This window comes from Streptomyces sp. NPDC048361, assembly GCF_040651795.1.
Lineage (GTDB): Bacteria > Actinomycetota > Actinomycetes > Streptomycetales > Streptomycetaceae > Streptomyces.
Map to the genome: position 1 here is coordinate 37,314 of NZ_JBEZKW010000049.1, position 22,312 is coordinate 59,625.

Here is a 22,312-nt window from a genome sequence, read left to right on the forward strand (position 1 = left end):
ATGACTACTGCACACGTGACCGCGGAAGTGCCCGGCCCGCGAGCCGGTGCCGGCGACAGCCCGGTGCTCGACGTACGCGACCTGCACGTCGAGTTCAAGACCCGCGAAGGCATCGTCAAGGCCGTCAACGGCGTCAACTACAGCGTCAAGTCCGGCGAGACGCTCGCCGTGCTCGGCGAGTCCGGCTCCGGCAAGTCCGTGACGGCCCAGGCCATCATGGGCATCCTCGACTCGCCTCCCGGACGGGTGGCCAAGGGCGAGATCCTCTTCCAGGGCCAGGACATCCTGAAGCTCCCGGAGAGCGAGCGGCGCAAGCTGCGCGGCCCGAAGATGGCAATGATCTTCCAGGACGCGCTGTCCGCGCTCAACCCGGTGTTCTCCGTGGGCAACCAGCTGGGCGAGATGTTCCGCGTCCACCAGGGCATGTCCAAGAAGGACGCCAAGGCCAGGTCCATCGAGCTGATGGAGCGGGTGAAGATCCCGGCTGCCCGCAGCCGCGTCAACGACTACCCGCACCAGTTCTCCGGCGGTATGCGCCAGCGCATCATGATCGCCATGGCCATGGCCCTGGAGCCCGATCTGATCATCGCGGACGAGCCCACGACGGCGCTCGACGTGACGGTCCAGGCCCAGGTCATGGACCTGCTCCAGGACCTTCAGCGCGAGTTCAACATGGGTCTCATCCTCATCACCCACGACCTGGGTGTGGTGGCCGACGTCGCCGACAAGATCGCCGTGATGTACGCGGGCCGGATCGTCGAGGAGGCACCGGTCCACGAGATCTACAAGCGCCCCGCGCACCCGTACACGCGCGGTCTGCTCGACTCGATCCCGCGCCTGGACCAGAAGGGTCAGGAGCTCTACGCGATCAAGGGCCTGCCGCCCAACCTGCTGAAGGCGCCGTCCGGTTGCGCCTTCAACCCGCGCTGTCCCAAGGCGCAGGACATCTGCCGTACCGATGTCCCCGCCCTGCTGCAGGTGACCGAGCGGGACGGTACCGAGCTGGCCGGTCGCGGCAGTGCCTGCCACTTCTGGAAGGAGCAGCTCCATGGCTGACATGAACAAGAGGGACGACGCCGTGGACGACGCCACCCCCAACACCGCCGAGGTGGACACGGTCGACGCGGCCACCGAGGCGGCGGCCGTAGCCGCCATCGAGGCCCCCGTCGACCGCGGTGAGCCGATTCTTCAGGTGCGTAACCTGGTCAAGCACTTCCCGCTGACCCAGGGCATCCTGTTCAAGAAGCAGATCGGCGCGGTCAGGGCCGTCGACGGGATCTCCTTCGACCTCCACCAGGGCGAGACGCTCGGCATCGTCGGCGAGTCGGGCTGTGGCAAGTCCACCGTCGCCAAGGTCCTCATGCTCCTGGAGCAGGCGACCGCCGGCGAGGTCTTCTACAAGGGCCAGGACATCACCAAGCTGTCCGGCCGTGCGCTGAAGGCCGTACGCCGCAACATCCAGATGGTGTTCCAGGACCCGTACACCTCGCTCAACCCGCGTATGACGGTGGGCGACATCATCGGGGAGCCCTTCGAGATCCACCCCGAGGTGGCCCCGAAGGGCGACCGGCGGCGCAAGGTCCAGGAGCTCCTGGACGTCGTGGGTCTCAACCCGGAGTACATCAACCGGTACCCGCACCAGTTCTCCGGCGGCCAGCGCCAGCGCATCGGCATCGCGCGCGGTCTCGCGCTTCAGCCCGAGATCATCATCTGCGACGAGCCGGTCTCCGCGCTGGACGTGTCCGTCCAGGCGCAGGTCATCAACCTGATGGAGAAGCTCCAGGACGAGTTCAACCTCTCCTACATCTTCATCGCGCACGACCTGTCCATCGTCCGGCACATCTCCGACCGGGTCGGTGTGATGTACCTCGGCAAGATGGCGGAGATCGGCACTGACCAGCAGATCTACGAGCACCCCACGCACCCGTACACCCAGGCGTTGCTGTCGGCCGTCCCGGTCCCTGACCCGGAGGCCCGCGAGCACCGTGAGCGGATCATCCTGACCGGTGACGTTCCCTCGCCGGCCAACCCGCCGTCGGGCTGCCGCTTCCGCACCCGCTGCTGGAAGGCCGAGGACCGCTGCGCCACCGAGGTGCCGCTGCTCGCGGTGCCGGAGCGGTTCGTGGGACAGGACACCCCGGCCGCGCACGAGTCGGCCTGTCACTTCGCCGAGGAGAAGGACATCGTCGGCGCCCTGTGATGTCACGGCCGGGCCCGTGGTGCGCTTCCGATACGGAAGGCACCACGGGCCCGGCCGTTTCTCCAACCGCTCATAGCCGTAAGGAAGTTGCCGCCATGCTGCACCATGTCGAACTGTGGGTGCCGGACCTCGAACCCGCCAAGGAGTCGTGGGGATGGCTCCTGGAGAGCCTCGGCTACCGGCCGTACCAGGCATGGCGGGCGGGCCGCAGCTGGATCCTGGGCCAGACGTATGTAGTGGTCGAGCAGTCGCCGGCGCAGACCGCGGCGGTGCACGAGCGCACCCGGCCCGGCATCAACCACCTCGCCTTCCACGTCGTCGGCCATGCCGCTTTCGACGCCCTGGTCGAAGCGGCGCCGGAGCACGGCTGGACGCTGCTCTTCGCCGACCGGCACCCCTTCGCGGGCGGCCCCGCACACCGCGCCGCCTATCTGGAGAACGCGGCAGGGTTTGAAATCGAGCTCGTCATGACGGCCGCCCCCGGGGAACAGGGGGCGGCCGCCCCCGGCGATGGCGAGGCCCCGCTGCGCTTCGAAGAGCTGTCGGGACACGATCTGCTGCTGAGGGCGTGGCGGGACGACGCAGCGGACGTGGACGCCGTGATCCAGGGGCTGAACGATCCCGAGGTGACCCGCTGGGGTCTGCCGGCCGCGCGGGTGGACCAGGCGGGCGCCCGGGAGTTCATCCGCAGGACCGCCGATCGCTGGGCCGGGGGCAGATTCGCGTCCTACTGCATCGCCGACGCCACCACCGGCGCACCGCTGGGCAGTGTCGCGCTGCACAACATCTCCGTGCCGATGGGCCACGCCGGCATCGGCTACTGGCTGCTGCCCCGGGCACGCGGCCGGGGCGCGGTGACCCATGCCGTGAACCTGCTCAGCGCCTGGGCGTTCGACACCCTGGGGCTGCACCGCATCGAACTGGGGCACGCGATCGGCAACGACTCCTCGTGCCGCGTGGCCGAGCGATGCGGCTACCCGTACGAGGGCGTCTCCCGGGGCTATCTGCCCGCCACACCCGCCGGCACCTTCCACGACATGCACCGCCATGCCCGCCTCTCGACGGACCCCGCGCCGGGCGTCCACGGTAGCTGAGCCCGTCCGGAGCGACCTTCCGTCCGGCGGATCTAAAAGTGCGCTTGGTGCGCTTCCGGGGTGATATTTGGGCCTAAGTGGGACTTGGACCCAAGTGGGACTCTAGGAGGACTCCATGCGCGGAGCCACGCACGCCAAGTGGGCCGCAGGTGCGATCGTCATCGCCCTCGCGGCGACGGCCTGCGGTGGAGGGGGCGGCAGCGGCGCCGGCGGAGCCGACGGCATCGTGAGTTCCTCCTGGGGCGACCCGCAGAACCCGCTGGAGCCGGCCAACACCAACGAGGTCCAGGGCGGCAAGGTCCTCGACATGCTGATGCGCGGCCTCAAGCGGTACGACCCGAAGACCGGCGAGGCCAAGAACATGCTCGCCGAGACCATCGAGACCTCGGACTCGCAGAACTTCAAGGTCACGCTCAAGGACGGCTGGACGTTCTCCAACGGCGAGAAGGTCACCGCCAAGTCCTTCGTGGACGCCTGGAACTACGGCGCGAACCTGAAGAACAACCAGAAGAACGCCTCGATGTTCGGCTACATCGACGGCTACGACCAGATCCACCCCAAGAGCGGCAGCCCGGCCGCCGACACCATGTCGGGGCTCAAGGTCGTCGACGACAAGACCTTCACGGTCAAGCTCAACCAGAAGTTCTCCACCTGGCCCGACACCCTCGGCTACCCGGCGTTCGCGCCGCTGCCCCGGGCGTTCTTCGACAACCACGCGGCCTGGCTCTCCAAGCCCGTCGGCAACGGCCCGTACACGGTGGACTCGTACACCAAGGGCTCGAAGCTCTCGATGCGCAAGTGGGCCGGGTACATGGGCGCGGACAAGGCGCAGAACGGCGGCATCGACCTCAAGGTCTACACCGACAACAACACCGCCTACACCGATCTGACGGCCGGCAACCTCGACCTCGTCGACGACGTGCCCGCCTCCCAGCTCAAGAACGTGAAGGCCGACCTCGGCGACCGGTACATCAACACCCCGGCCGGCATCATCCAGACGCTGGCCTTCCCGTACTACGACGCGGCCTGGAACACCCCGGACGCGGCCAAGGTGCGCAAGGGCATCTCCAGGGCGATCAACCGGAAGCAGATCACCGAGACCATCTTCCAGAAGACCCGCACCCCCGCCACCGACTGGACCTCGCCGGTGCTCGGCGAGGCCGGCGGCTACAAGGCCGGGCTCTGCGGGGACGGCTGCGACTACAACCCCACCGAGGCCAAGAAGCTCATCACCGAGGGCGGCGGCATTCCCGGCGGGCAGTTGAAGATCTCGTACAACGCGGACACCGGCTCGCACAAGGAGTGGGTCGACGCTGTCTGCAACAGCATCAACAACGCGCTCGGCAACGACCGGGCGTGCGTCGGCGGGCCGGTCGGCACCTACGCCGACTTCCGCAACCAGATCACCCAGTCCAAGATGAGCGGCCCCTTCCGGGCGGGCTGGCAGATGGACTACCCGCTGATCCAGAACTTCCTCCAGCCGCTGTACTACACCGGCGCCTCCTCCAACGACGGGAAGTGGACCAGCGCCGAGTTCGACAAGCTGGTCGACCAGGCCAACGCCGAGACCGACAAGGCCAAGGCCGTCTCCACCTTCCAGCAGGCCGAAGGGGTCGTACGGGACCAGATGGCGGCCATTCCGCTCTGGTACCAGAACGGCAGCGCCGGCTACTCGACCCGGGTCTCCAACGTCTCGCTCAACCCGTTCAGCGTCCCGGTCTACGACCAGATCAAGGTCAGCTGACGCCGTAGGCACCCGGCCCGGCGTTCAACTCGACGCCGGGCCATGGCCGTTGAGAGTTCCGACGACCCCCGGAGGGCCTCATGGGACGGTATGTGATCCGGCGTCTGCTCCAGATGATCCCGGTCTTCTTCGGGGCCACGCTGCTGATCTTCCTGATGGTGAACGTGATGGGCGACCCCATCGCGGGCCTGTGCGGCGACAAGGCGTGCGACCCCTCCACCGTGGCCCAGCTCAAGAAGGAGTTCGGCCTCGACAAGCCGGTGTGGCAGCAATACCTGACGTACATGGGGAACGTGTTCACCGGCGACTTCGGCACCGCGTTCAACGGGCAGAAGGTCACCGAGCTGATGTCCACGGCGTTCCCCGTGACCATCCGCCTCACCATCGTGGCGATCCTCTTCGAGATCGTCATCGGCATCAGCCTCGGCGTGGTCACCGGCCTGCGCCGGGGGCGTCCCGTCGACACCGTGGTCCTGCTCCTGACCCTCATCGTCATCGCCATCCCCGTCTTTGTCACGGGACTGCTGCTCCAGTTGCTGCTCGGGATCGAATGGGGGGTCATCAAACCCACGGTCTCGCCGGAGGCCCCCTTCAACGAACTCCTCATCCCGGGGCTCGTGTTGGCGTCCGTGTCTCTGGCTTACGTCACCCGGCTCACCCGGACCTCGATCGCCGAGAACTCCCGCGCCGACTACGTCCGCACCGCCGTCGCCAAGGGTCTTCCCCGCCACCGGGTGATCACGAGGCATCTGCTGCGCAACTCGCTGATCCCCGTGGTCACCTTCATCGGCACCGATGTCGGCGCCCTGATGGGCGGAGCGATCGTCACCGAGCGGATCTTCAACATCCACGGCGTCGGCTACCAGCTCTACCAGGGCATCCTGCGCCAGAGCACCCAGACCGTGGTCGGCTTCGTGACCGTGCTCGTGCTGGTCTTCCTGGTCGCCAACCTCATCGTCGACCTCCTGTACGCCGTACTCGACCCGAGGATCCGCTATGCCTGAGCCGTACGACGAAGGAGCGATCGCCGGTACGGGGGCCGGCGGGGCGATGGACCTCGCGGCGAGCGAGGCGACGACGCTGGAGCGCACCCCGGGCGGACCGCTGGGCACCGGCCCCTCGGAGAAGCCGCGTTCGCTGTGGTCGGACGCCTGGCGCGATCTGCGGCGCAACCCCGTCTTCATCATCTCCGGGCTCGTCATCCTCTTCCTGGTCGTCATCTCGCTGTGGCCCTCGCTGATCGCGAGCGGCAACCCGCTCCAGTGCGACCTCGCCAAGGCACAGGAGGGATCCCAGCCGGGCCACCCCTTCGGCTACAACGGGCAGGGCTGCGACGTCTACACGCGGACCGTCTACGGTGCCCGCACCTCGGTCACCGTCGGCGTGTGCACCACCATCGGGGTCGCCCTGTTCGGCTCGTTCGTCGGCGGGCTCGCCGGGTTCTTCGGCGGCGGCTGGGACGCGCTGCTCTCCCGCATCACCGACATCTTCTTCGGCATCCCGGTGGTCCTGGGCGGCCTGGTCTTCCTCTCCGTGGTCACCTCCGCCACCGTCTGGCCGGTCATCGGCTTCATGATCCTGCTGGGCTGGCCGCAGATCGCCCGTATCGCCCGCGGCTCCGTCATCACCGCCAAACAGAACGACTACGTGCAGGCGGCCCGCGCACTCGGCGCCTCCAACTCGCGCATGCTGCTCCGCCACATCGCGCCCAACGCGGTCGCCCCGGTCATCGTCGTGGCGACCATCGCGCTCGGCACCTACATCGCCCTGGAGGCGACGCTCTCCTACCTCGGCGTCGGGCTCAAGCCGCCCACGGTCTCCTGGGGCATCGACATCTCGTCCGCATCGCAGTACATCCGCAACGCCCCGCACATGCTGCTCTGGCCGGCCGGCGCGCTGGCCGTGACCGTGCTCGCGTTCATCATGCTCGGCGACGCGGTGCGCGACGCCCTCGACCCCAAGCTGCGGTGAGGAGCCCCGTCATGCTGCTCGAAGTACGCGATCTCCAGGTGGAGTTCAAGACGCGGGACGGGGTCGCCCAAGCCGTCAACGGGGTCGACTACGCGGTGGACGCGGGCGAGACGCTCGCCGTGCTCGGCGAGTCGGGCTCCGGCAAGTCCGTCACCGCGCAGGCCGTCATGGGGATCCTCGACATGCCGCCCGGACGGATCGCCGGCGGCGAGATCGTCTTCAAGGGCCAGGACCTCCTGAAGCTCAAGGAGGACGAGCGGCGCAAGATCCGCGGCTCCGAGATGGCCATGATCTTCCAGGACGCGCTCTCCTCCCTCAACCCGGTGATCAGCGTGGGCAACCAGCTCTCCGAGATGTTCACCGTCCACCGCGGCATGTCCCGCAAGGACGGCAAGGCCAAGGCGGTCGAGCTGATGGACCGGGTGCGCATCCCGGCCGCGAAGGAGCGCGCGGGCCAGTACCCCCACCAGTTCTCCGGCGGCATGCGCCAGCGCATCATGATCGCGATGGCGATGGCCCTGGAACCCTCCCTCATCATCGCGGACGAGCCGACCACCGCACTCGACGTCACCGTCCAGGCCCAAGTCATGGACCTGCTCGCCGAGTTGCGGAACGAGCTGGCCATGGGGCTCATCCTGATCACCCATGACCTCGGCGTGGTCGCCGACGTCGCGGACAAGATCGCGGTCATGTACGCGGGCCGCATCGTCGAGCGGGCCCCGGTCCACGAGATCTACCAGGCCCCCGCCCACCCGTACACCAAGGGCCTGCTCGAATCGATCCCGCGCCTGGACCAGAAGGGCCGGGAGCTGTACGCGATCAAGGGTCTGCCGCCCAACCTGATGCACATCCCGCCGGGCTGCGCCTTCAACCCGCGCTGCCCGATGGCGCAGGACATCTGCCGCACCGAGGTGCCGCCCCTGTTCGACGTGGCCCCGGGCCGGCAGAGCGCGTGCTTCTTCTGGAAGGAGACCCTCGATGGCTGAGGCCATTCTGGAGGTCAGAGACCTGGTCAAGCACTACCCGCTGACCCAGGGCATCCTCTTCAAGAAGCAGATCGGCGCGGTCAAGGCAGTCGACGGGGTCTCCTTCGACCTCGCGGCGGGCGAGACCCTCGGCATCGTGGGCGAATCCGGCTGCGGCAAGTCGACGGTCGCCAAGATGCTGGTCAACCTGGAACGGCCGACCGCCGGACAGATCAAGTACAAGGGCGAGGACATCACCCGGATGTCGGGCCGCGCCCTCAAGGCCGTGCGCCGCAACATCCAGATGGTCTTCCAGGACCCGTACACCTCCCTGAACCCGCGCATGACCGTCGGCGACATCATCGGGGAGCCCTACGAGATCCACCCCGAGGTCGCCCCCAAGGGCAGCCGCCGCACCAAGGTCCAGGACCTGCTCGACGTGGTCGGGCTCAACCCCGAGTACATCAACCGCTATCCGCACCAGTTCAGTGGCGGACAGCGCCAACGCATCGGCATCGCACGGGGGTTGGCGCTGCGGCCCGAGGTCATCGTGGCGGACGAGCCGGTCTCCGCGCTCGACGTGTCGGTGCAGGCCCAGGTCGTCAACCTCCTGGACCGCCTCCAGAGCGAGTTCGCCCTCTCCTACGTCTTCATCGCCCACGACCTGTCCATCGTGCGCCACATCTCCGACCGGGTCGGCGTGATGTACCTGGGGCGGATCGTGGAGATCGGCCGCGACGAGGAGATCTACGACCACCCCACCCACCCCTACACTCAGGCGCTGCTCTCCGCGGTGCCGGTGCCCGACCCCTCCGCACGCGAGCGCCGCGAGCGGATCATCCTCACCGGCGATGTCCCCTCACCCGCCAACCCGCCGTCCGGCTGCCGCTTCCGTACCCGGTGCTGGAAGGCGCGGGAGCGGTGCGCGCAGGAGGTGCCGCTGCTCGCCGTACCCGCCGAGTTCCGCGAGGTACCGGGCCCGGCGCACCACCCCTCGGCCTGCCACTTCGCGGAGGAGAAGCGGGTGGTGCCCCCCGAGACACGCCAGGCGCCCTGACCGACCCGCCCGCCCTGGACCGGGCAGCCCGCGCCCGTGTGGTGCTGGGGTGTACGGGCGCGGGCCTTTCCGAGCGGAGGCTGCGGACCCGGGTCAATGGGTGTCCGGTGTCGCCTCCTCGATCGCGACCAGCGCCGGGTCGAGGATCACGTCCTCGTCCCGAGCCGCGACCGTCGGTTCCTCGGGGAAGTGGCACGCGGTCAGGTGCCCCTCCCGGTTGCCCTCGATGTGGACCAGCGGGGGAGTCTCGGTGGCGCACTTGTCCTGCGCCTTCCAGCAGCGGGTGCGGAAGCGGCAGCCGGACGGCGGGTTCACCGGCGACGGCACGTCGCCCGCGAGCCGGATCCGCTCGCGGCCCTCGCCCTCCTCCTCCACCACGGCCTCCGGCACCGCCGAGAGCAGGGCGTGGGTGTAGGGGTGGCGGGGGCGGCGGTAGATCGAGTCCCGGTCGCCGATCTCGACGATGCGGCCGAGGTACATCACCGCGACGCGCTGCGAGAAGTGCCGCACGATCGCCAGATCGTGGGCGATGAAGAGGAAGGCGATGCCCAGCTCCCGCTGGAGCTCCTGGAGCAGGTTGACCACCTGCGCCTGGATCGACACGTCGAGCGCCGAGACCGGCTCGTCGGCCACGATCAGCTTGGGGTTCAAACCCAATGCCCGTGCCACACCGATGCGTTGACGCTGTCCGCCGGAGAACTCGTGCGGGAAGCGGTTGTAGTGCTCCGGGTTGAGGCCGACGGTCTCCAGGAGCTCGCGGACCCGCCGCTCGGTGCCGCCCGCAGGCTTGATGTCGTTGACGACCATCGGGTTGGCGATGATGTCGCCCACCGTCTGGCGCGGGTTGAGGGAGGCGTACGGGTCCTGGAAGATCATCTGGATCTCGGACCTGATCGGCGCGAGCGCCCGGCGTGAGGCGTGCGTGATGTCCTGCCCGGCGTAGTGGACCTGGCCTCCGGTCGGCTCCAGGAGCCGGGTGACCAGGCGCCCGGTGGTCGACTTGCCGCAGCCCGACTCGCCGACCAGGCCGAGCGTCTCGCCCGGCCCGATCCGGAAGTCGATCCCGTCGACGGCCCGCACGTCGCCGACGTGCCGTTTGAAGAACGACCCCATGGTGATCGGGAAGTACTTGGTGAGCCCGTTCACTTCGAGCAGCGGGGTCGTGGTGCCGGCCCCGGGGGTGGTTCCCGGGGACTCGGCGACGCTGGTGGCTTTCTCACTCATGGCGATGTCCCGCATCCTTCTCAGCGCAGCCGGGGGCGGATCTGTTCGGTGAAGAAGTTCTCTTTCTGGGCACCCGTCAAATGACAGGCGGAACCGCGCCGTTGGTCTTCCGGCAGGTTCGGCCGCTCGGTGTGGCAGGCGCCGCCGGGCACTTCGCCGGTGAAGCCGCACCGCGGGTGGAACGGGCAGCCGGGCGGCGGCGAGAGCAGGCTCGGCGGCGCGCCGGGGATCGGCACGAGCGGGATGTCCACGGAGGAGTCGAGCCGCGGGATCGAGCTGATCAGTCCCCAGCTGTAGGGGTGTTGGGGGCTGTGCATGACCTCCCTGACCGTGCCGCGCTCCACACAGCGGCCGGCATACATCACCATCACGTCGTCGGCGGTCTTGGCGATGACGCCGAGGTCGTGGGTGATGATGATGATCGCCGCGCCGGTCTCCTGTTGGAGGTCTTTGAGCAGGTCCAGGATTTGCGCCTGGACGGTCACGTCGAGCGCGGTGGTCGGCTCGTCGGCGATCACCAGCTCCGGGTCGCAGACCAGCGCCATCGCGATCATCGCGCGCTGGCGCATGCCCCCGGAGAACTGGTGCGGATAGTCGTCGACACGGAGGTCGGGCTGGGGAATGCCGACCTTGCGCAGCATGTCCACGGCCCGGGCCCGCGCCTCCCGGCGGTTCGCGCCGGTGTGCTTCATGAAGGGCTCGGCTATCTGGCGGCCCACGGTGTAGAAGGGCGAGAGCGCGGCCAGCGAGTCCTGGAAGATCATCGCCATCTTCTTGCCGCGCAACCGGTTCAGCTGGCGTTCGGTCGCGCCGGTGAGCTCCTGGCCTTCGAGCAGGATCTCGCCCTGGATCGTGGTGTTGCGCGGGTTGTGCAGCCCCAGGACCGCGAGGTTGGTCACCGACTTGCCGGAGCCCGACTCGCCGACGATGCCGAGCGTGGAGCCGCGCTCCAGGTCGAAGGAGAGTCCGTCGACGGCCTTGACGGTGCCGTCCTCGGTGGCGAAGTGGACGTACAGGTCGCGGACCGAGAGGAAGGAGGAGGCCTCTCGGGGCGCCGGTATGGCGGCGGTCTGGCTCAAGGTGGACACGGGCGGTTCTCCTGTGGATGGGTCCCTGGGCGTCAGGTGAGCCTGATCCGGGGGTCGATGAAGGCGTACGCCATGTCGACGACGATGTTGGAGAGCACGATGATGGTGGCGCCGATGAGCATGACGGCCATTTCGAGTGGCAGGTCGCTGCTCAGGACGGCCGACACCGAGAGCAGGCCCAGGCCGTGCAGCCCGAAGGTGACCTCGGTGATGATCGCGCCACCGAGCACCGCGCTGAGGTCGACACCGAAGATGGTGATGATGGTGGCCATCGCGCCGCGCAGGGCGTAGCGGAAGAAGACGTACCGGGACGACATTCCCTTGGCCCGGGCCGCCCTGATGTGGTCCTCCGACAGCTGTTCCACCATCAACGAGCGTGTCTGGCGGCTGTAGTTGGACCAGAAGATCACCGAGAGGACCAGACACGGCAGGATCATTCCGCCGATCGACCCCAACACGTCGTGTTTCCAGTCGACGTCATGGCCGCGGTTGAGCCAGTGCAGTTTGGTGGAGAAGAGCAGGATGGCGAGCGGACCGATGAAGTAGATCTGCACCGACTGCCCGACCAGGGAGAACGAGCTCGCCACCCGGTCGAAGGCCGTGCCCTGACGCCAGGCAGAGACGAGACCGAGCGAGACCCCGATGGTGAGGAAGATCGCTGAGCCGCCGACGGCGAGCGTCAGCGTCGTGGGATAGCTGTCGGCGATCGTGCCCCAGACGGGCTGCTGATTGGCGAAGGAGTAGCCGAAGCAGGGGGCGGGACAGTCACCGATCGGCATGTGCCGGCCCGCGAAGATGCCCACCATGTAATGCCAGTACTGCGTCCATATCGGCAAGTCGAGACCGAGGTTCTTGCGAATCAGGGCGACATTCTGGGGATCGCACTGCTTTCCGCAGGAAAGCTGGGCCGGATCGGCCGGCAGAAAGAAGAAGAGGAAATAGGTGATCATGCTGATCAGCAGCAGAATGACCATGGCACCGAGCACGCGGCGCACGAGGAAACGCAACATCGGTTGACTCTTCCGTCGCTAAGCGGTTTCCCCGGCCCGGCCTGGGCCGGGGAAACCGAGCCGCAGTTGCTATTGCTTCACGAAGATCGTGTTCGGGTTGATCGTGCCGTAGACCTCGTTGTAGGTGACACCGCCGAGTCCGGAACCGTACAGGTTGAAGTACTTGTCGAAGATGAACGGAATCTGCGACGTGTCCGTCTTGAGCACGTACTCGGAGAGCGTGCGCCACTCGTCGGCCTGCTTGGTCAGGTCCGTGATCTGGTTGATGCGGTCGATCTCGGAGTTGACCTTCGGGTCGTTCAGGAACGAGTAGTTGTTGGTGCCGTCCGCCAGGTTGCGCCCGTCCAGGGTGGGCGGGATGACCGTCGAGCCGCTCGGCCAGTCGGCACCCCAGCCGGTGCGGTACATGTCGTACGGGGTGTCCACCTTGCCGACCACCGTGTAGTACGAGGTCGGGTCGATCGCCTTGCGCTCGACCTTGAAGCCGGCCTTTTGCAGGGCGTTCTGGATGGTCAGCGTGACGTTGTCCCAGCGCGGGGTGTTCGCGTACGCCAGTGAGATCTTGTACGGGGTGGTGACCCCGGCCTCCTTCAGGAGGTCGAGCGACTTCTGCGGGTCACCCATGGGCTTGGCGAGCTTGCCGAACGGGTCGAACTTCTTCCAGCCGGCCACGGTCGGGCTGATCAGCGTGGTGCCGAGGTCGCCCTGGGCGCCGCCGCCGAAGGCCTGCTGCACCTGCTGCATCGGGAAGGCGTAGGCCAGCGCCTGGCGGACCTTCGGGTCCTTGATGCGCTTGGTGTTGATGTTGAAGACCTCGACGTACGGCTGGTACTCGTTGACCGTCCGGCTCTTGTACTGCGGGTCCGTGGTCAGCGACTGCATCTTCGAGGGGTCGGCCGAGTTCGACATGTTGATGGCGAACTTGTCGGTCCCGGTGTCGGCCGCGAGCCGGTTGCTGAGCCCCGGCTCCTGGATGCCGAGCTGGAACTCCCACTTGTCCGGGTAGGCGTTGCGGATCGGGTCCGTCTTCGGGTCCCAGCTGGGGTTGCGCTCGAACGTCAGCGACTTGCCCGGCTTGTAGTCCGCGATCTTGTACGGGCCGGTGGCGACCGGGTGGTTGTTGTACTTCTGCTTGTCGTCCTTGGCCTTGGGCACCGGCGAGATGTTGGGCATCGCCATCGCGTACGGCGTGTCCGCGTGCGGCTGGAGGAAGTGGAAGACGATCGTCTTGTCGTCGGGCGTCGAGATCAGCTTGTCCGGGATCTCCTTGCCGTCGTAGGGACCGGCGTACGCCTTGCGGTAGTCGGCGCCGTAGATCCACTTCTGGACGTACTGCGGGCCCTGCGTCTCGTAGTCGGCGAAGAGCCGCTCGATGCCGTACTTGATGTCCTTCGTCGTGATCGGCGTGCCGTCCTCGAACTTCACCCCGTCCTTCAGGGTGTACGTCCAGGTCTTCGAGCCGTCGGACGCGGTGCCGGCGTCGGTCGCCAGGTCCCCGACAATGGTGGTCTTACCGGTCTTCGGGTCGACCTTGTAGCCGGTGAGCGAGCGGTTGTAGAGCAGCTGCACCGACAGCTGGTCGCTCACGTACTGCTGGCCCGGGTCGAGGTAGTCGAAGCCCGCCTGGTCGAGGCTGTAGGCGGTGCCGCCCTTCTTGGCGCCGTCGACGGCGACCGCGGGGCCGGTGGAGTCCGCCTTGGTGCCCACCCCGAAGTTCTGTACCTGGGCCTTCTTGCCCGAGTCCGCGCCCGAGCCGTCGTCGGTGGCGCCGCCGCTGCTGCACGCGGCCGTCAGCGCCAGGGCCCCCACCGCCAGAACCGCGGAAACCTGGCGCGCCTTGTTTATTCTCATGGATTCCTGCCTGTCAGGATGATCGGAATTCAGCGCACGGTCTTGGGGTCGAGAGCGTCCCGGACCGAATCCCCGAGCAGGTTGAACGCGACGACGAAGACGACCATCGCGATGCCGGGGAAGAACATGAAGGTGAGATCGGAGTCGTAGTACGTGGCCCCGGCCTGGAAGAGCAGCCCCCAGTCGGGCGTGGGGCTCTTCACGCCGACCCCGAGGTAGGAGAGCCCGGCCTCCGCGGTGACGTTGACGGGCAACAGGAGCGTCGCCTGCACCAGCACGGTCGACCAGATGTTGGGCAGCAGCTCCTTGCGGATGATCCGCCACCCCGACGCGCCGCTGAGCCGGGCCGCCTCGATGAACTCGCGTTCCCGCAGCGAGAGCACCTGCGCCCGGATCAGCCGGCCCATCGTCATCCAGCCGAGCAGCAGCTGGACCAGGATCAGCGCGACGACGCGGACGTACGTCGGCTCCTCGTCGGTGGGCGAGACGAACAGCGCCACGATCACCGGGGTGAAGGCGATGAAGAACAATTGCTGCGGGAACGACAGCATCAGGTCCGAGAAGCGGCCGACGAAGTAGTCGGTCCTGCCGCCCATGTACCCCTGCACCAGGCCCACCAGGACCCCGATGACCACCGCGACCACGGTCACCGCCAGGGCGATGAGCAGCGAGGTACGGATGCCGTAGATCAGCAGCGTGAAGACGTCCCGGCCCAGCCTCGGCTCCAGGCCGAACCAGAAATCGCTGTCGATCCCGCCGTTCGGTTTGAGCGGCGTGCCGAAACTGTTCAGGAGCCCGCGGTCCTGGCCGTACAGCTGGTAGGGGTCCTTGCCGTACAGCTTGGAGATGAGCGGGGCGGCGATCGCCACCAAGACGAATCCGAGAACCGTAAAGGCACAGAGGATTCCGACCTTGTCACGTTTGAACCGGACCCACGCGAGACGCCCGGGTGAGCGTCCGACGAGTTCACCCGTCTTTACTTCCATACCACTGTCAGGGGTCGGACCGCTGCCTTCTCCGGAAAGTGGATCGGTCGGCTCCATGGCAGCTCTTGTGGAACTAGTCATTTCGCATTGCCCCCCGCGCCGGAAGGTTTCATCAGAGCCGAGTGGCGTCCTTTGTTGATCGGAAGATTCAACCGTCCGGCGGTGGGCGTCAAGGGGTTTGAGCAGGCCGAGTGGAACTCATCGGTTAACTTGGCTCAAGATTTTCATCTTTGGTGCGGTCGCGTGCTTGACAGCCATCCATCATAGGCGGAATGTGGCGCTAAATGCCCATCAATTGCCTTGATGTGCAGGGAGCTTGACGGCTGTGTTCCCGCTATGCGAACACGCCGTGATGGGCACCGTACGGCGGGCCTCTTCCGCGGCCGGCCGGGCCGCCGTCAAGCGGGCCGGCCGGCCGTCGGGTGGAGGTGTGAGCGCCTGCGGCGCTCGACGGCGGTCTGCGTGCTAGCCGCGCGCGACCCCCAAAGACCTTCGCAGGAAGTCCACTTGGAGCACCAACAGGTTTTCCGCGACCTGCTCCTGCGGGGTCATGTGCGTCACGCCGGTGAGCGGAAGCACCTCATGGGGGTGGCCCGCGGCCAGCAGCGCGGAGGACAGCCGCAGGGAGTGCGCCACGACCACGTTGTCGTCGGCCATGCCGTGAATGACCATCAGCGGCCGGGCAGGCTTCGCCGTCCGCGCCAACCGGCCTTGTTCTACGAGGGAGTTGGCGGTGTAGACCGCGGGCTGCTCGGCGGGGTGCCCCAAGTACCGCTCCGTGTAATGGGTGTCGTACAGTTCCCAGTCCGTCACCGGGGCGCCCGCGATCCCCGCGTGGAAGACGTCGGGGCGCCGCAGCACGGCGAGCGCGGAGAGATAGCCCCCGAAGGACCAGCCCCGCATCGCGACCCGCCCGAGGTCCAGGGGGTAGGCGCCGGCCAGGCCGTGCAGGGCCTCGATCTGGTCGTCGAGCGCGACCGTGAAGTCGTCCCTGACCGACTTCTCCCACGCGGGGGAGCGGCCGGGTGTGCCGCGGCCGTCGGCGACCACCACCGCGAAGCCCTGGTCGGCCAGCCACTGCGAGGCGAGATGCGCGTTGTGCGCGGCGACCACCCGCTGTCCGTGCGGTCCGCCGTACGGATCCATCAGTACGGGCAGCGGACCGTCCGCCTCGCGGTAGTGGGATGGAAGCAGCACGGCGCACGGGATGCGCTGTGCGCCCCCTTCGGTCAGCCGCAGCCGCAGCGAGAGGCCGGGCGTCGCGGCGTGGGACGCGATCGTGGCCAGTTCCTTGCCGTCCCGCACCACCGTGGCGACCGTCCCCGCCCGGTCGGGCCGCGCGGAGGTCAGGACGGTGACCGCCCCGGATCGCACCGCCGAGTGGACTCCGGCCCCGTCCGAGACGCGTTCAGTGCCCAGCTCATTGACCCGGTACACATGGATCTCGCCGACTTCCGAGGCATCGGGCCCGGCGGTGGCCGCCGCGCGGCCGGCCGACGCGGAGATCAGCACATCGCTCACGCCGATGTCGAGCACCGCCCTGACGTGCAACCGCGCCCCGGTCAGCGTCCGGTCGCCCACGGCGAGCACCCGGGCGCCGCCCTCGTCGGCGATCCGCACGAGCCGGCCGTCCGGCGCCCAGGCCGGTACACCCGGCAGGAGTTCGAGCCAGTCGGGATCCTCGTCGACGTGCACGGTCCGCGTCGTGCCCGAGACGGGATCCACCGCGAGGTGAAGCTGGGTGCGCTGGTCCCGGGCCTGCACGAGCAGCAGCGGCGCCCCGTCGGACGACCAGTGCACGCTCGCCAGATAGGGCAGGCGCGCCCGGTCCCAGACGACCTCGGTACGGGTGCCGTCCAGGGCGTAGAGGAAGAGCCGCACCTCGGCGTTGGGGGTGCCGGCGGCCGGATAGGCCACCCGCGCGGGCTCCTGGCCCGGGTTGGCCGGGTCGGCGATCCACCAGCGGCGCACCGGCGCCTCGTCCGCGCGGGCGACAAGGAGGCGCTCCGAGTCCGGGCTCCACCAGTGGCCGCGCGAACGGGACATCTCCTCCGCAGCGATGAACTCGGCGAGCCCGTACGTCACTTCGGCCGACTCCGGCTCCGCGAGCGCGCGGTCGCCGTCACCCTCGGCGCCCACGACCCGCAGCGCGCCCTCGGCCACATAGGCCACATGGCGCCCGTCGGGGGAGGGGCGAGGGTCGAGCACCGGCCCGGGCACGGCCAGTTCGCGCGCGGTGCCGGCCCGCAGCTCGGCGGTGAACAGCCGCCCGGAGAGCGCGAACGCGGCCAGCTCGACCGCGGCGTCCGTGGCGTAGCCGACGATTCCGGCCGAACCTTCCCTGCTGCGTTCGCGCCGCGCCCGCTCCTGCGCGGAGAGGCGCTCGCCGTCGCCGCCGAGCAACGCGCCGGGGTCCGCCGCGATCCGCTCCGTACCCCCGCGTGCCAGGTCGAGAACCCAGAGCAGATGGCTGCGTTCGGTCCCCGAGGGCGAACGGAGGAAGACGACCCGCTCGCCGTCGGGCGAGACGGTGAAGGCGCGGGGCGCACCGAGAGTGAAGCGCTGGGTGCGTGCTGAGTGCCGGGGGAAGGAGAGCTGCCCGGGGCCCTTGGGGTCTGTGGATGCGGTGGTCGTCATGAGGGGAACCTAGTGCGGCACCGCGCGAGCCGCCCGGACACGAGCCTCGTGCGCCCCTCGTGCGCCCGTGCCCCGATCAATGCGTTCCCACGGATAGTTATGATCCGTAGCGCTCAGTGGGTATCAACCCGCTGGCTGTACGCACTGCTGGGTCCGTCCGCCCACCGGAACAGATGGAGGTGAACCGCCGTGGCACTCTCGATTTCGGCGGTGGTGCTGCTGGCGATCGTCGTCTTCCTGCTGGTCCGGAAATCCGGGCTGAAGGGCGGACACGCGGCGATCTGCATTCTGCTCGGCTTCTATCTGGCGAGCTCGTCGATCGCCCCGACCATCAGCCAAGTCACCAGCAATGTGGCGGGGATGATCGGGGGGATCAAGTTCTAGCGGACACCGCCGCCCCGCACTGATCGCGCCTTCCGCCCGGCGCTGATCGCCGCCTCCCGTCCCGCTTCGGCGGTCACCGTCGTCCGCTCCGACGGCTACCGTCGTCCGCTTCGGCGGTCACCGTTGCCCCGCCCCGGTCGCTGCCTGTCGCTCCGTTCCGGTCGACGCCGTCGGCAGGCGCCGTCAACACGGCCGGCCCGGGGCCTCGTAGGCTTGCCCCATGTCGGATCTTCCCGCCCGCCGTCTGCTCCTGGTGCACGCGCACCCGGACGACGAGTCGATCAACAACGGCGCCACCATGGCCAAGTACGCCGCCGAGGGCGTGCACGTCACCCTGGTGACCTGCACGCGCGGCGAGGAGGGTGAGGTCATCCCGCCCGGGCTCGCCCATCTCGCGCCGGACCGGGAGGGCGGCCTCGGCGCGTACCGGGCCGGTGAACTCGCCGCCGCGATGAAGGAACTGGGCGTCACCGACCACCGCTTCCTCGGCGGCCCCGGGCGCTTCCACGACTCCGGGATGATGGGCGTCGAGCAGAACCACCGCCCCGGCGCGTTCTGGAACACCGCCGTGGACGAAGCCGCCGCGTCCCTCGTAGAGGTGATCCGTTCGGTGCGCCCCCAGGTTCTGATCACCTACGACCCGAACGGCGGTTACGGCCACCCCGACCACATCCAGGCGCACCGCGTCGCCACGCGCGCCGCCGAACTCGCCGCCGATTCCGAATACGGCAACGGCAACGGCAACGGCAACGGCAACGGCAACGGCCATGGCCTCGGCGAGCCGCACACCATCGCGAAGATCTACTGGAACCGGGTGCCCCGCCCCGTCGCCGAACGCGCCTTCGCCGAGCTGCGCGCCGCCAAACCGGACTTCCCGGGCATCGCGGCCATCGACGATGTACCGGGCGTGGTGGACGAGTCGGAGATCACGGCCGAGATCGACGGCAGCGCGTACGCGGCCGCCAAGTACGCGGCGATGCGTGCCCACGAGACGCAGATCGCCCTCCAGGAGCCGTACTTCGCGCTCTCCAACGATCTGGGCCAGCCGGTCTTCACCACCGAGTACTACCAACTCGCCGCAGGTGTTTCCGGCGCGGCGGCCGGGCAGCGCGAGCACGACCTGTTTGAAGGTGTGGACAAGTGAGTAGTCGTACCGCCATGGATGACGCAAGGACGGGCGGCCGCGCCGCCCGCATCGGGCTGTACGGACTGTTCGTCGTCCTCGGCGCGCTCGTCGCCGCCGCGGGGGCGCTCGTCCAGGCGGCCTGGTTCCCGGGCGGCCTCCTGCTGTCCCTGGCCGGCGTCGTCGGCCTCTTCTGGACCGGCACGCAACTGATGGGCGGCCGGGGCGGAGTGGCGGCGCCCGCGGCCGGCTGGCTCATCACCGTCATTCTGCTGACCACCTCGCGCCCCGAGGGCGACTTCGTGTTCGGCGCCGGAATCGGCTCGTACGTCTTCCTCCTCGGCGGCATGGTCGGTGCTGTGATCTGCGCCACGATCGGCGGATTCGCGCAACCCGGCGCCCCGGCCGGCCGACTGGGCAAGTGACGTGCACGGGCGCCGTGACGCAGTAGAAGGGGACGGGGTGCGCCCGCCACGGGCCGCCCCGTACGCAACGACGGCGGCCAGTATGGTGGTGCGCGCCGCCGAGCCGCCCGCACAGAAGGACCACACGAACCAAACCGGGTGGCGGAGCCAATCGGGAGAGAACAGCCTTGAGTCGTGAAACTGACAGTCCGTCCTCCGGCCCCCAGGGACGGGGCTCAGCCGGGTACCCCTCGGGTACTCCGCCGTACGGGACTCCGTCGTCCGCGGGTCAGGACGCTCCTGAGCCCGCCGCGGAGCCGGACGAGCCGAAGACCGAGACCACGCTGACGACGCGGATCCGGATCAACATCCCGGGCTCGCGCCCCATTCCGCCGGTCGTGATGCGTACGCCGATGAGCGACGTGACCAAGGCGCCGGACGCGGAGGGCGTGGCCGAGCGCACCGGTTCGGTGGCCAGGCCCGACGCACCCGAGGCCGCGCCCGAGGCGCCGGCCGCCGACGAGCCGCCCGCCAGCGACTGGTTCGCACCGCGCAAGTCCCCGGCGGCGCCCGCCTCTTCGGCGACCCCGCCCTCCGGCACGCCCACGACGCCCGGCCTTCCGTACTTCTCGGACGGTTCGGGCGCTTCGGGCGGTTCAGGTGCTTCGGACGGTTTGGGCGCTTCACATGGTTTGGGTGCGGACCTCACGGGCGGCGGCACTCCCGCCGCGCCGTCCGGTCCGACCACGGGCCCGGTCACCGGCCAGGCCGCCCTGCCGACCCGGCCGGTCGGCAACCGCGCGGGCATGAACCAGGGTGCGGCGCTGGGGCAGAGCGCCCCGGCCCCGCAGAACTCCCGGAATGGCCAGGGCTCCCAGAACCCGCTGGGTGGACAGAGCCCGATGGGCGGGCAGAGCCCGCTGGGTTCACGGAACGGCCAGAACGGCCAGAGCGGTCAGAACGGCCAGAGCGGTCAGAACGGCCAGAACGCCCAGGGCGGTTGGAACGGCGACACGTCGGGCTTCGGCGTGGGATCGGGGATGGGATCGGGTTCGGGCCTGGGTTCAGGCTCGGGTTCGGTTCAATACCCGGGCCAGGGGCCGGGGACCGGCATGGACTCCGGTCAATCGCCGTTCCCCACCGGCGACATGGGGCGCGACGACGGTGCGCGGCAGGACGCGGAGCCGGGCGGCGGCCATCCCTTCGTTCCCGGCGGCCAGCGGCCGGCGCCCGCGCTCTCCGACGACACGGCGATCCTCACGCCGCAGGTCCCGGCGCCGAGCCCGTTCGCGCAGTCGTCGGTGGGCAATCCGCTCGCGAACCCGCTGGTCAACCCCGCGGCGGGCACGCCCGGCGAGCATGTCTCCGGTGACACCCTCACCAGCGGCATCCCCGTCGTGCCGCCGGAGCACCGGGGGGCGTCCTTCCCGTCCGGGGGCCCGCAGATCACTCCACCGCCGGGGCCCGACCCCGCCTCCGAGACGGCCGGGGCACCGGCGCCTGCGGCCCGTACCGGCGCGCCCGCGAAGTCCGCGAAGCCCGCCAAGAAGGGCCGCTCCAAGCTGGGGCTGCTCGGTGGCGGTCTGGTGGCTCTGGTCGCGGTGGCGTACGGCGCGGGTCTCGTCCTCAACCACTCCGAGGTCCCCAAGGGCACCACGGTCCTCGGTGTCGACATCGGCGGCGGTACCAAGGAGGCGGCGGTCTCCAAGCTCGACTCGACCCTCGGCAAGCGCGCCAACCAGCCGCTGCACCTCACGGTCGACGGCAAGCAGGAGGAGCTGAAGCCGGAGATCGCCGGCCTCTCCCTGGACAGCCAGGCCACCGTGCGGGCCGCGGCGGGCTCCGACTACAACCCGATGTCCGTGATCGGTTCGCTCTTCGGCGGCAAGCGCGTCGCCGAGCCGGTGATCCCGGTCGACGAGGAGAAGCTCGGCGTCGCGCTGACGGACCTCGCGGGTGCGTCGGGGTCGGCGACCGAAGGTACGGTCAAGTTCGTGCCGGGCAACGCGGTGGCCGTGCCGGGCAAGGCGGGCAAGTCGCTCGACGTGAACCGGTCGATGATCGCGGTCAAGGACGCATACCGGACGCTGGTGCAGACCGGCAAGGCCAACCCGGTGCCGCTGCCGGTCTCGATCCGTCAGCCCACGATCAGCCAGGCCGAGATCGAACGGGCGATGAACGACTTCGCGAAGCCGGCGATGTCGGCGAACGTGACGATCAAGGCGGGCGGGAAGTCGCTGCCCTTCGGGCCGAAGAAGTCTCTGCCGAAGATCCTGTCGATGAAGGCGGTCGACGGGAAGCTGGTCGAGGTCTACGACAAGGCGGCGATCACTGAGCTGATCGGGAGCACGTTCAAGGGGATTTCGGTGGGGCAGGGGGGCCAGAAGCACGAGGTGTCGGCGGATGACGTCGCTGCGGCGATGAAGACGGCGTTGCGGGGGCGGACGGCGGCGGAGCGCACGGTCACGATTGAGTGACCTGGGGCCACCTCCCGGTCCCAGTCTCGGCATAGCCAGCCCGTCCGGCGTTTGAGGACGAGCGCCTTTCGGGCGCGAACGGGGTCTGGGGCGGAGC

At 68.9% G+C, this 22,312-nt stretch carries 18 protein-coding genes; 12 read left to right on the plus strand and 6 right to left on the minus strand.

The features are described from left to right. The 8 genes from AB0D31_RS25385 (at position 1) to AB0D31_RS25420 (ending at position 9,031) form a co-directional block, all read left to right on the plus strand. Positions 1-1,056: an ABC transporter ATP-binding protein gene (locus AB0D31_RS25385; protein WP_362727272.1), complete on the plus strand. Its 1,056-nt coding sequence runs from the start codon at positions 1-3 to the stop codon at positions 1,054-1,056. Beyond that, positions 1,049-2,200 (plus strand): dipeptide ABC transporter ATP-binding protein, encoded by a 1,152-nt coding sequence (locus tag AB0D31_RS25390; protein ID WP_362727274.1) that lies wholly within the window; start codon positions 1,049-1,051, stop codon positions 2,198-2,200. The genes AB0D31_RS25385 and AB0D31_RS25390 overlap by 8 nt, the downstream gene beginning before the upstream one ends. A 95-nt stretch (positions 2,201-2,295) precedes the next feature. Further along, the gene (locus AB0D31_RS25395) at positions 2,296-3,294 is read left to right on the plus strand and encodes a GNAT family N-acetyltransferase (RefSeq protein ID WP_362727276.1); all 999 of its coding nucleotides are present in this window, start codon (positions 2,296-2,298) and stop codon (positions 3,292-3,294) included. A gap of 115 nt (positions 3,295-3,409) precedes the next feature. Continuing rightward, complete coding sequence (locus tag AB0D31_RS25400) at positions 3,410-5,038, plus strand: ABC transporter substrate-binding protein (RefSeq protein WP_362727278.1); 1,629 nt, start codon at positions 3,410-3,412, stop codon at positions 5,036-5,038. An 80-nt stretch (positions 5,039-5,118) separates the two neighbouring features. Beyond that, positions 5,119-6,042: an ABC transporter permease gene (locus tag AB0D31_RS25405; RefSeq protein ID WP_362727280.1), complete on the plus strand. Its 924-nt coding sequence runs from the start codon at positions 5,119-5,121 to the stop codon at positions 6,040-6,042. Continuing rightward, positions 6,035-7,009 carry an ABC transporter permease gene (locus AB0D31_RS25410; protein ID WP_362727282.1) on the plus strand — a complete coding sequence of 325 codons (975 nt, stop codon included), beginning with the start codon at positions 6,035-6,037 and terminating at the stop codon, positions 7,007-7,009. Before AB0D31_RS25405 ends, AB0D31_RS25410 begins: the two co-directional genes overlap by 8 nt. An 11-nt stretch (positions 7,010-7,020) precedes the next feature. Then, positions 7,021-7,995, plus strand: a complete 975-nt coding sequence (locus AB0D31_RS25415; protein WP_362727284.1) for an ABC transporter ATP-binding protein — start codon at positions 7,021-7,023, stop codon at positions 7,993-7,995. Then, positions 7,988-9,031: a dipeptide ABC transporter ATP-binding protein gene (locus AB0D31_RS25420; protein ID WP_362727285.1), complete on the plus strand. Its 1,044-nt coding sequence runs from the start codon at positions 7,988-7,990 to the stop codon at positions 9,029-9,031. Before AB0D31_RS25415 ends, AB0D31_RS25420 begins: the two co-directional genes overlap by 8 nt. Positions 9,032-9,124: 93 nt before the next feature. On the opposite strand, the gene AB0D31_RS25425 is transcribed toward AB0D31_RS25420, so the two are convergent. The 6 genes from AB0D31_RS25425 to AB0D31_RS25450 all read right to left on the minus strand — a co-directional run bounded on the left by AB0D31_RS25425 (position 9,125) and on the right by AB0D31_RS25450 (position 17,827). Further along, positions 9,125-10,255, minus strand: a complete 1,131-nt coding sequence (locus tag AB0D31_RS25425) for a dipeptide ABC transporter ATP-binding protein (protein ID WP_362727287.1) — start codon at positions 10,253-10,255, stop codon at positions 9,125-9,127. A 20-nt stretch (positions 10,256-10,275) separates the two neighbouring features. Continuing rightward, complete coding sequence (locus AB0D31_RS25430) at positions 10,276-11,343, minus strand: ABC transporter ATP-binding protein (protein WP_362727289.1); 1,068 nt, start codon at positions 11,341-11,343, stop codon at positions 10,276-10,278. 32 nt (positions 11,344-11,375) lie between these two features. After that, positions 11,376-12,353, minus strand: a complete 978-nt coding sequence (locus AB0D31_RS25435) for an ABC transporter permease (protein ID WP_362727291.1) — start codon at positions 12,351-12,353, stop codon at positions 11,376-11,378. A gap of 69 nt (positions 12,354-12,422) precedes the next feature. Next, positions 12,423-14,204: an ABC transporter substrate-binding protein gene (locus AB0D31_RS25440; RefSeq protein WP_362727293.1), complete on the minus strand. Its 1,782-nt coding sequence runs from the start codon at positions 14,202-14,204 to the stop codon at positions 12,423-12,425. 29 nt (positions 14,205-14,233) lie between these two features. Then, positions 14,234-15,271: an ABC transporter permease gene (locus tag AB0D31_RS25445; RefSeq protein WP_362727294.1), complete on the minus strand. Its 1,038-nt coding sequence runs from the start codon at positions 15,269-15,271 to the stop codon at positions 14,234-14,236. Between the two features lie 384 nt (positions 15,272-15,655). Beyond that, entirely contained in the window at positions 15,656-17,827 is a 2,172-nt protein-coding gene (locus tag AB0D31_RS25450; RefSeq protein WP_362727296.1) for a prolyl oligopeptidase family serine peptidase, read from the minus strand. A gap of 189 nt (positions 17,828-18,016) precedes the next feature. On the opposite strand from AB0D31_RS25450, the gene AB0D31_RS25455 reads away from it, so the two are divergent. The 4 genes from AB0D31_RS25455 to AB0D31_RS25470 all read left to right on the plus strand — a co-directional run bounded on the left by AB0D31_RS25455 (position 18,017) and on the right by AB0D31_RS25470 (position 22,215). After that, positions 18,017-18,211 (plus strand): hypothetical protein, encoded by a 195-nt coding sequence (locus tag AB0D31_RS25455; RefSeq protein WP_120721566.1) that lies wholly within the window; start codon positions 18,017-18,019, stop codon positions 18,209-18,211. A gap of 220 nt (positions 18,212-18,431) precedes the next feature. Further along, positions 18,432-19,355 carry an N-acetyl-1-D-myo-inositol-2-amino-2-deoxy-alpha-D-glucopyranoside deacetylase gene (gene mshB, locus AB0D31_RS25460; RefSeq protein ID WP_362727298.1) on the plus strand — a complete coding sequence of 308 codons (924 nt, stop codon included), beginning with the start codon at positions 18,432-18,434 and terminating at the stop codon, positions 19,353-19,355. A gap of 14 nt (positions 19,356-19,369) precedes the next feature. After that, the gene (locus AB0D31_RS25465) at positions 19,370-19,759 is read left to right on the plus strand and encodes a DUF6113 family protein (protein ID WP_362727307.1); all 390 of its coding nucleotides are present in this window, start codon (positions 19,370-19,372) and stop codon (positions 19,757-19,759) included. Between the two features lie 167 nt (positions 19,760-19,926). Beyond that, positions 19,927-22,215, plus strand: coding sequence for a hypothetical protein (locus AB0D31_RS25470; protein WP_362727300.1), 2,289 nt, complete (start codon positions 19,927-19,929; stop codon positions 22,213-22,215). The last annotated feature ends 97 nt before the right edge of the window (positions 22,216-22,312 follow it).

Bases quoted from the DNA above. Each gene is read 5' to 3' on its own strand.
- AB0D31_RS25465 (WP_362727307.1), top strand. From the start codon at position 19,370: ATGGATGACGCAAGGACGGGCGGCCGCGCCGCCCGCATCGGGCTGTAC.
- AB0D31_RS25400 (WP_362727278.1), top strand. From the start codon at position 3,410: ATGCGCGGAGCCACGCACGCCAAGTGGGCCGCAGGTGCGATCGTCATC.
- AB0D31_RS25385 (WP_362727272.1), top strand. From the start codon at position 1: ATGACTACTGCACACGTGACCGCGGAAGTGCCCGGCCCGCGAGCCGGT.
- AB0D31_RS25415 (WP_362727284.1), top strand. From the start codon at position 7,021: ATGCTGCTCGAAGTACGCGATCTCCAGGTGGAGTTCAAGACGCGGGAC.
- AB0D31_RS25440 (WP_362727293.1), bottom strand. From the start codon at position 14,204: ATGAGAATAAACAAGGCGCGCCAGGTTTCCGCGGTTCTGGCGGTGGGG.
- mshB (WP_362727298.1), top strand. From the start codon at position 18,432: ATGTCGGATCTTCCCGCCCGCCGTCTGCTCCTGGTGCACGCGCACCCG.
- AB0D31_RS25390 (WP_362727274.1), top strand. From the start codon at position 1,049: ATGGCTGACATGAACAAGAGGGACGACGCCGTGGACGACGCCACCCCC.
- AB0D31_RS25435 (WP_362727291.1), bottom strand. From the start codon at position 12,353: ATGTTGCGTTTCCTCGTGCGCCGCGTGCTCGGTGCCATGGTCATTCTG.
- AB0D31_RS25420 (WP_362727285.1), top strand. From the start codon at position 7,988: ATGGCTGAGGCCATTCTGGAGGTCAGAGACCTGGTCAAGCACTACCCG.
- AB0D31_RS25450 (WP_362727296.1), bottom strand. From the start codon at position 17,827: ATGACGACCACCGCATCCACAGACCCCAAGGGCCCCGGGCAGCTCTCC.
- AB0D31_RS25410 (WP_362727282.1), top strand. From the start codon at position 6,035: ATGCCTGAGCCGTACGACGAAGGAGCGATCGCCGGTACGGGGGCCGGC.
- AB0D31_RS25445 (WP_362727294.1), bottom strand. From the start codon at position 15,271: ATGACTAGTTCCACAAGAGCTGCCATGGAGCCGACCGATCCACTTTCC.
- AB0D31_RS25405 (WP_362727280.1), top strand. From the start codon at position 5,119: ATGGGACGGTATGTGATCCGGCGTCTGCTCCAGATGATCCCGGTCTTC.
- AB0D31_RS25395 (WP_362727276.1), top strand. From the start codon at position 2,296: ATGCTGCACCATGTCGAACTGTGGGTGCCGGACCTCGAACCCGCCAAG.
- AB0D31_RS25425 (WP_362727287.1), bottom strand. From the start codon at position 10,255: ATGAGTGAGAAAGCCACCAGCGTCGCCGAGTCCCCGGGAACCACCCCC.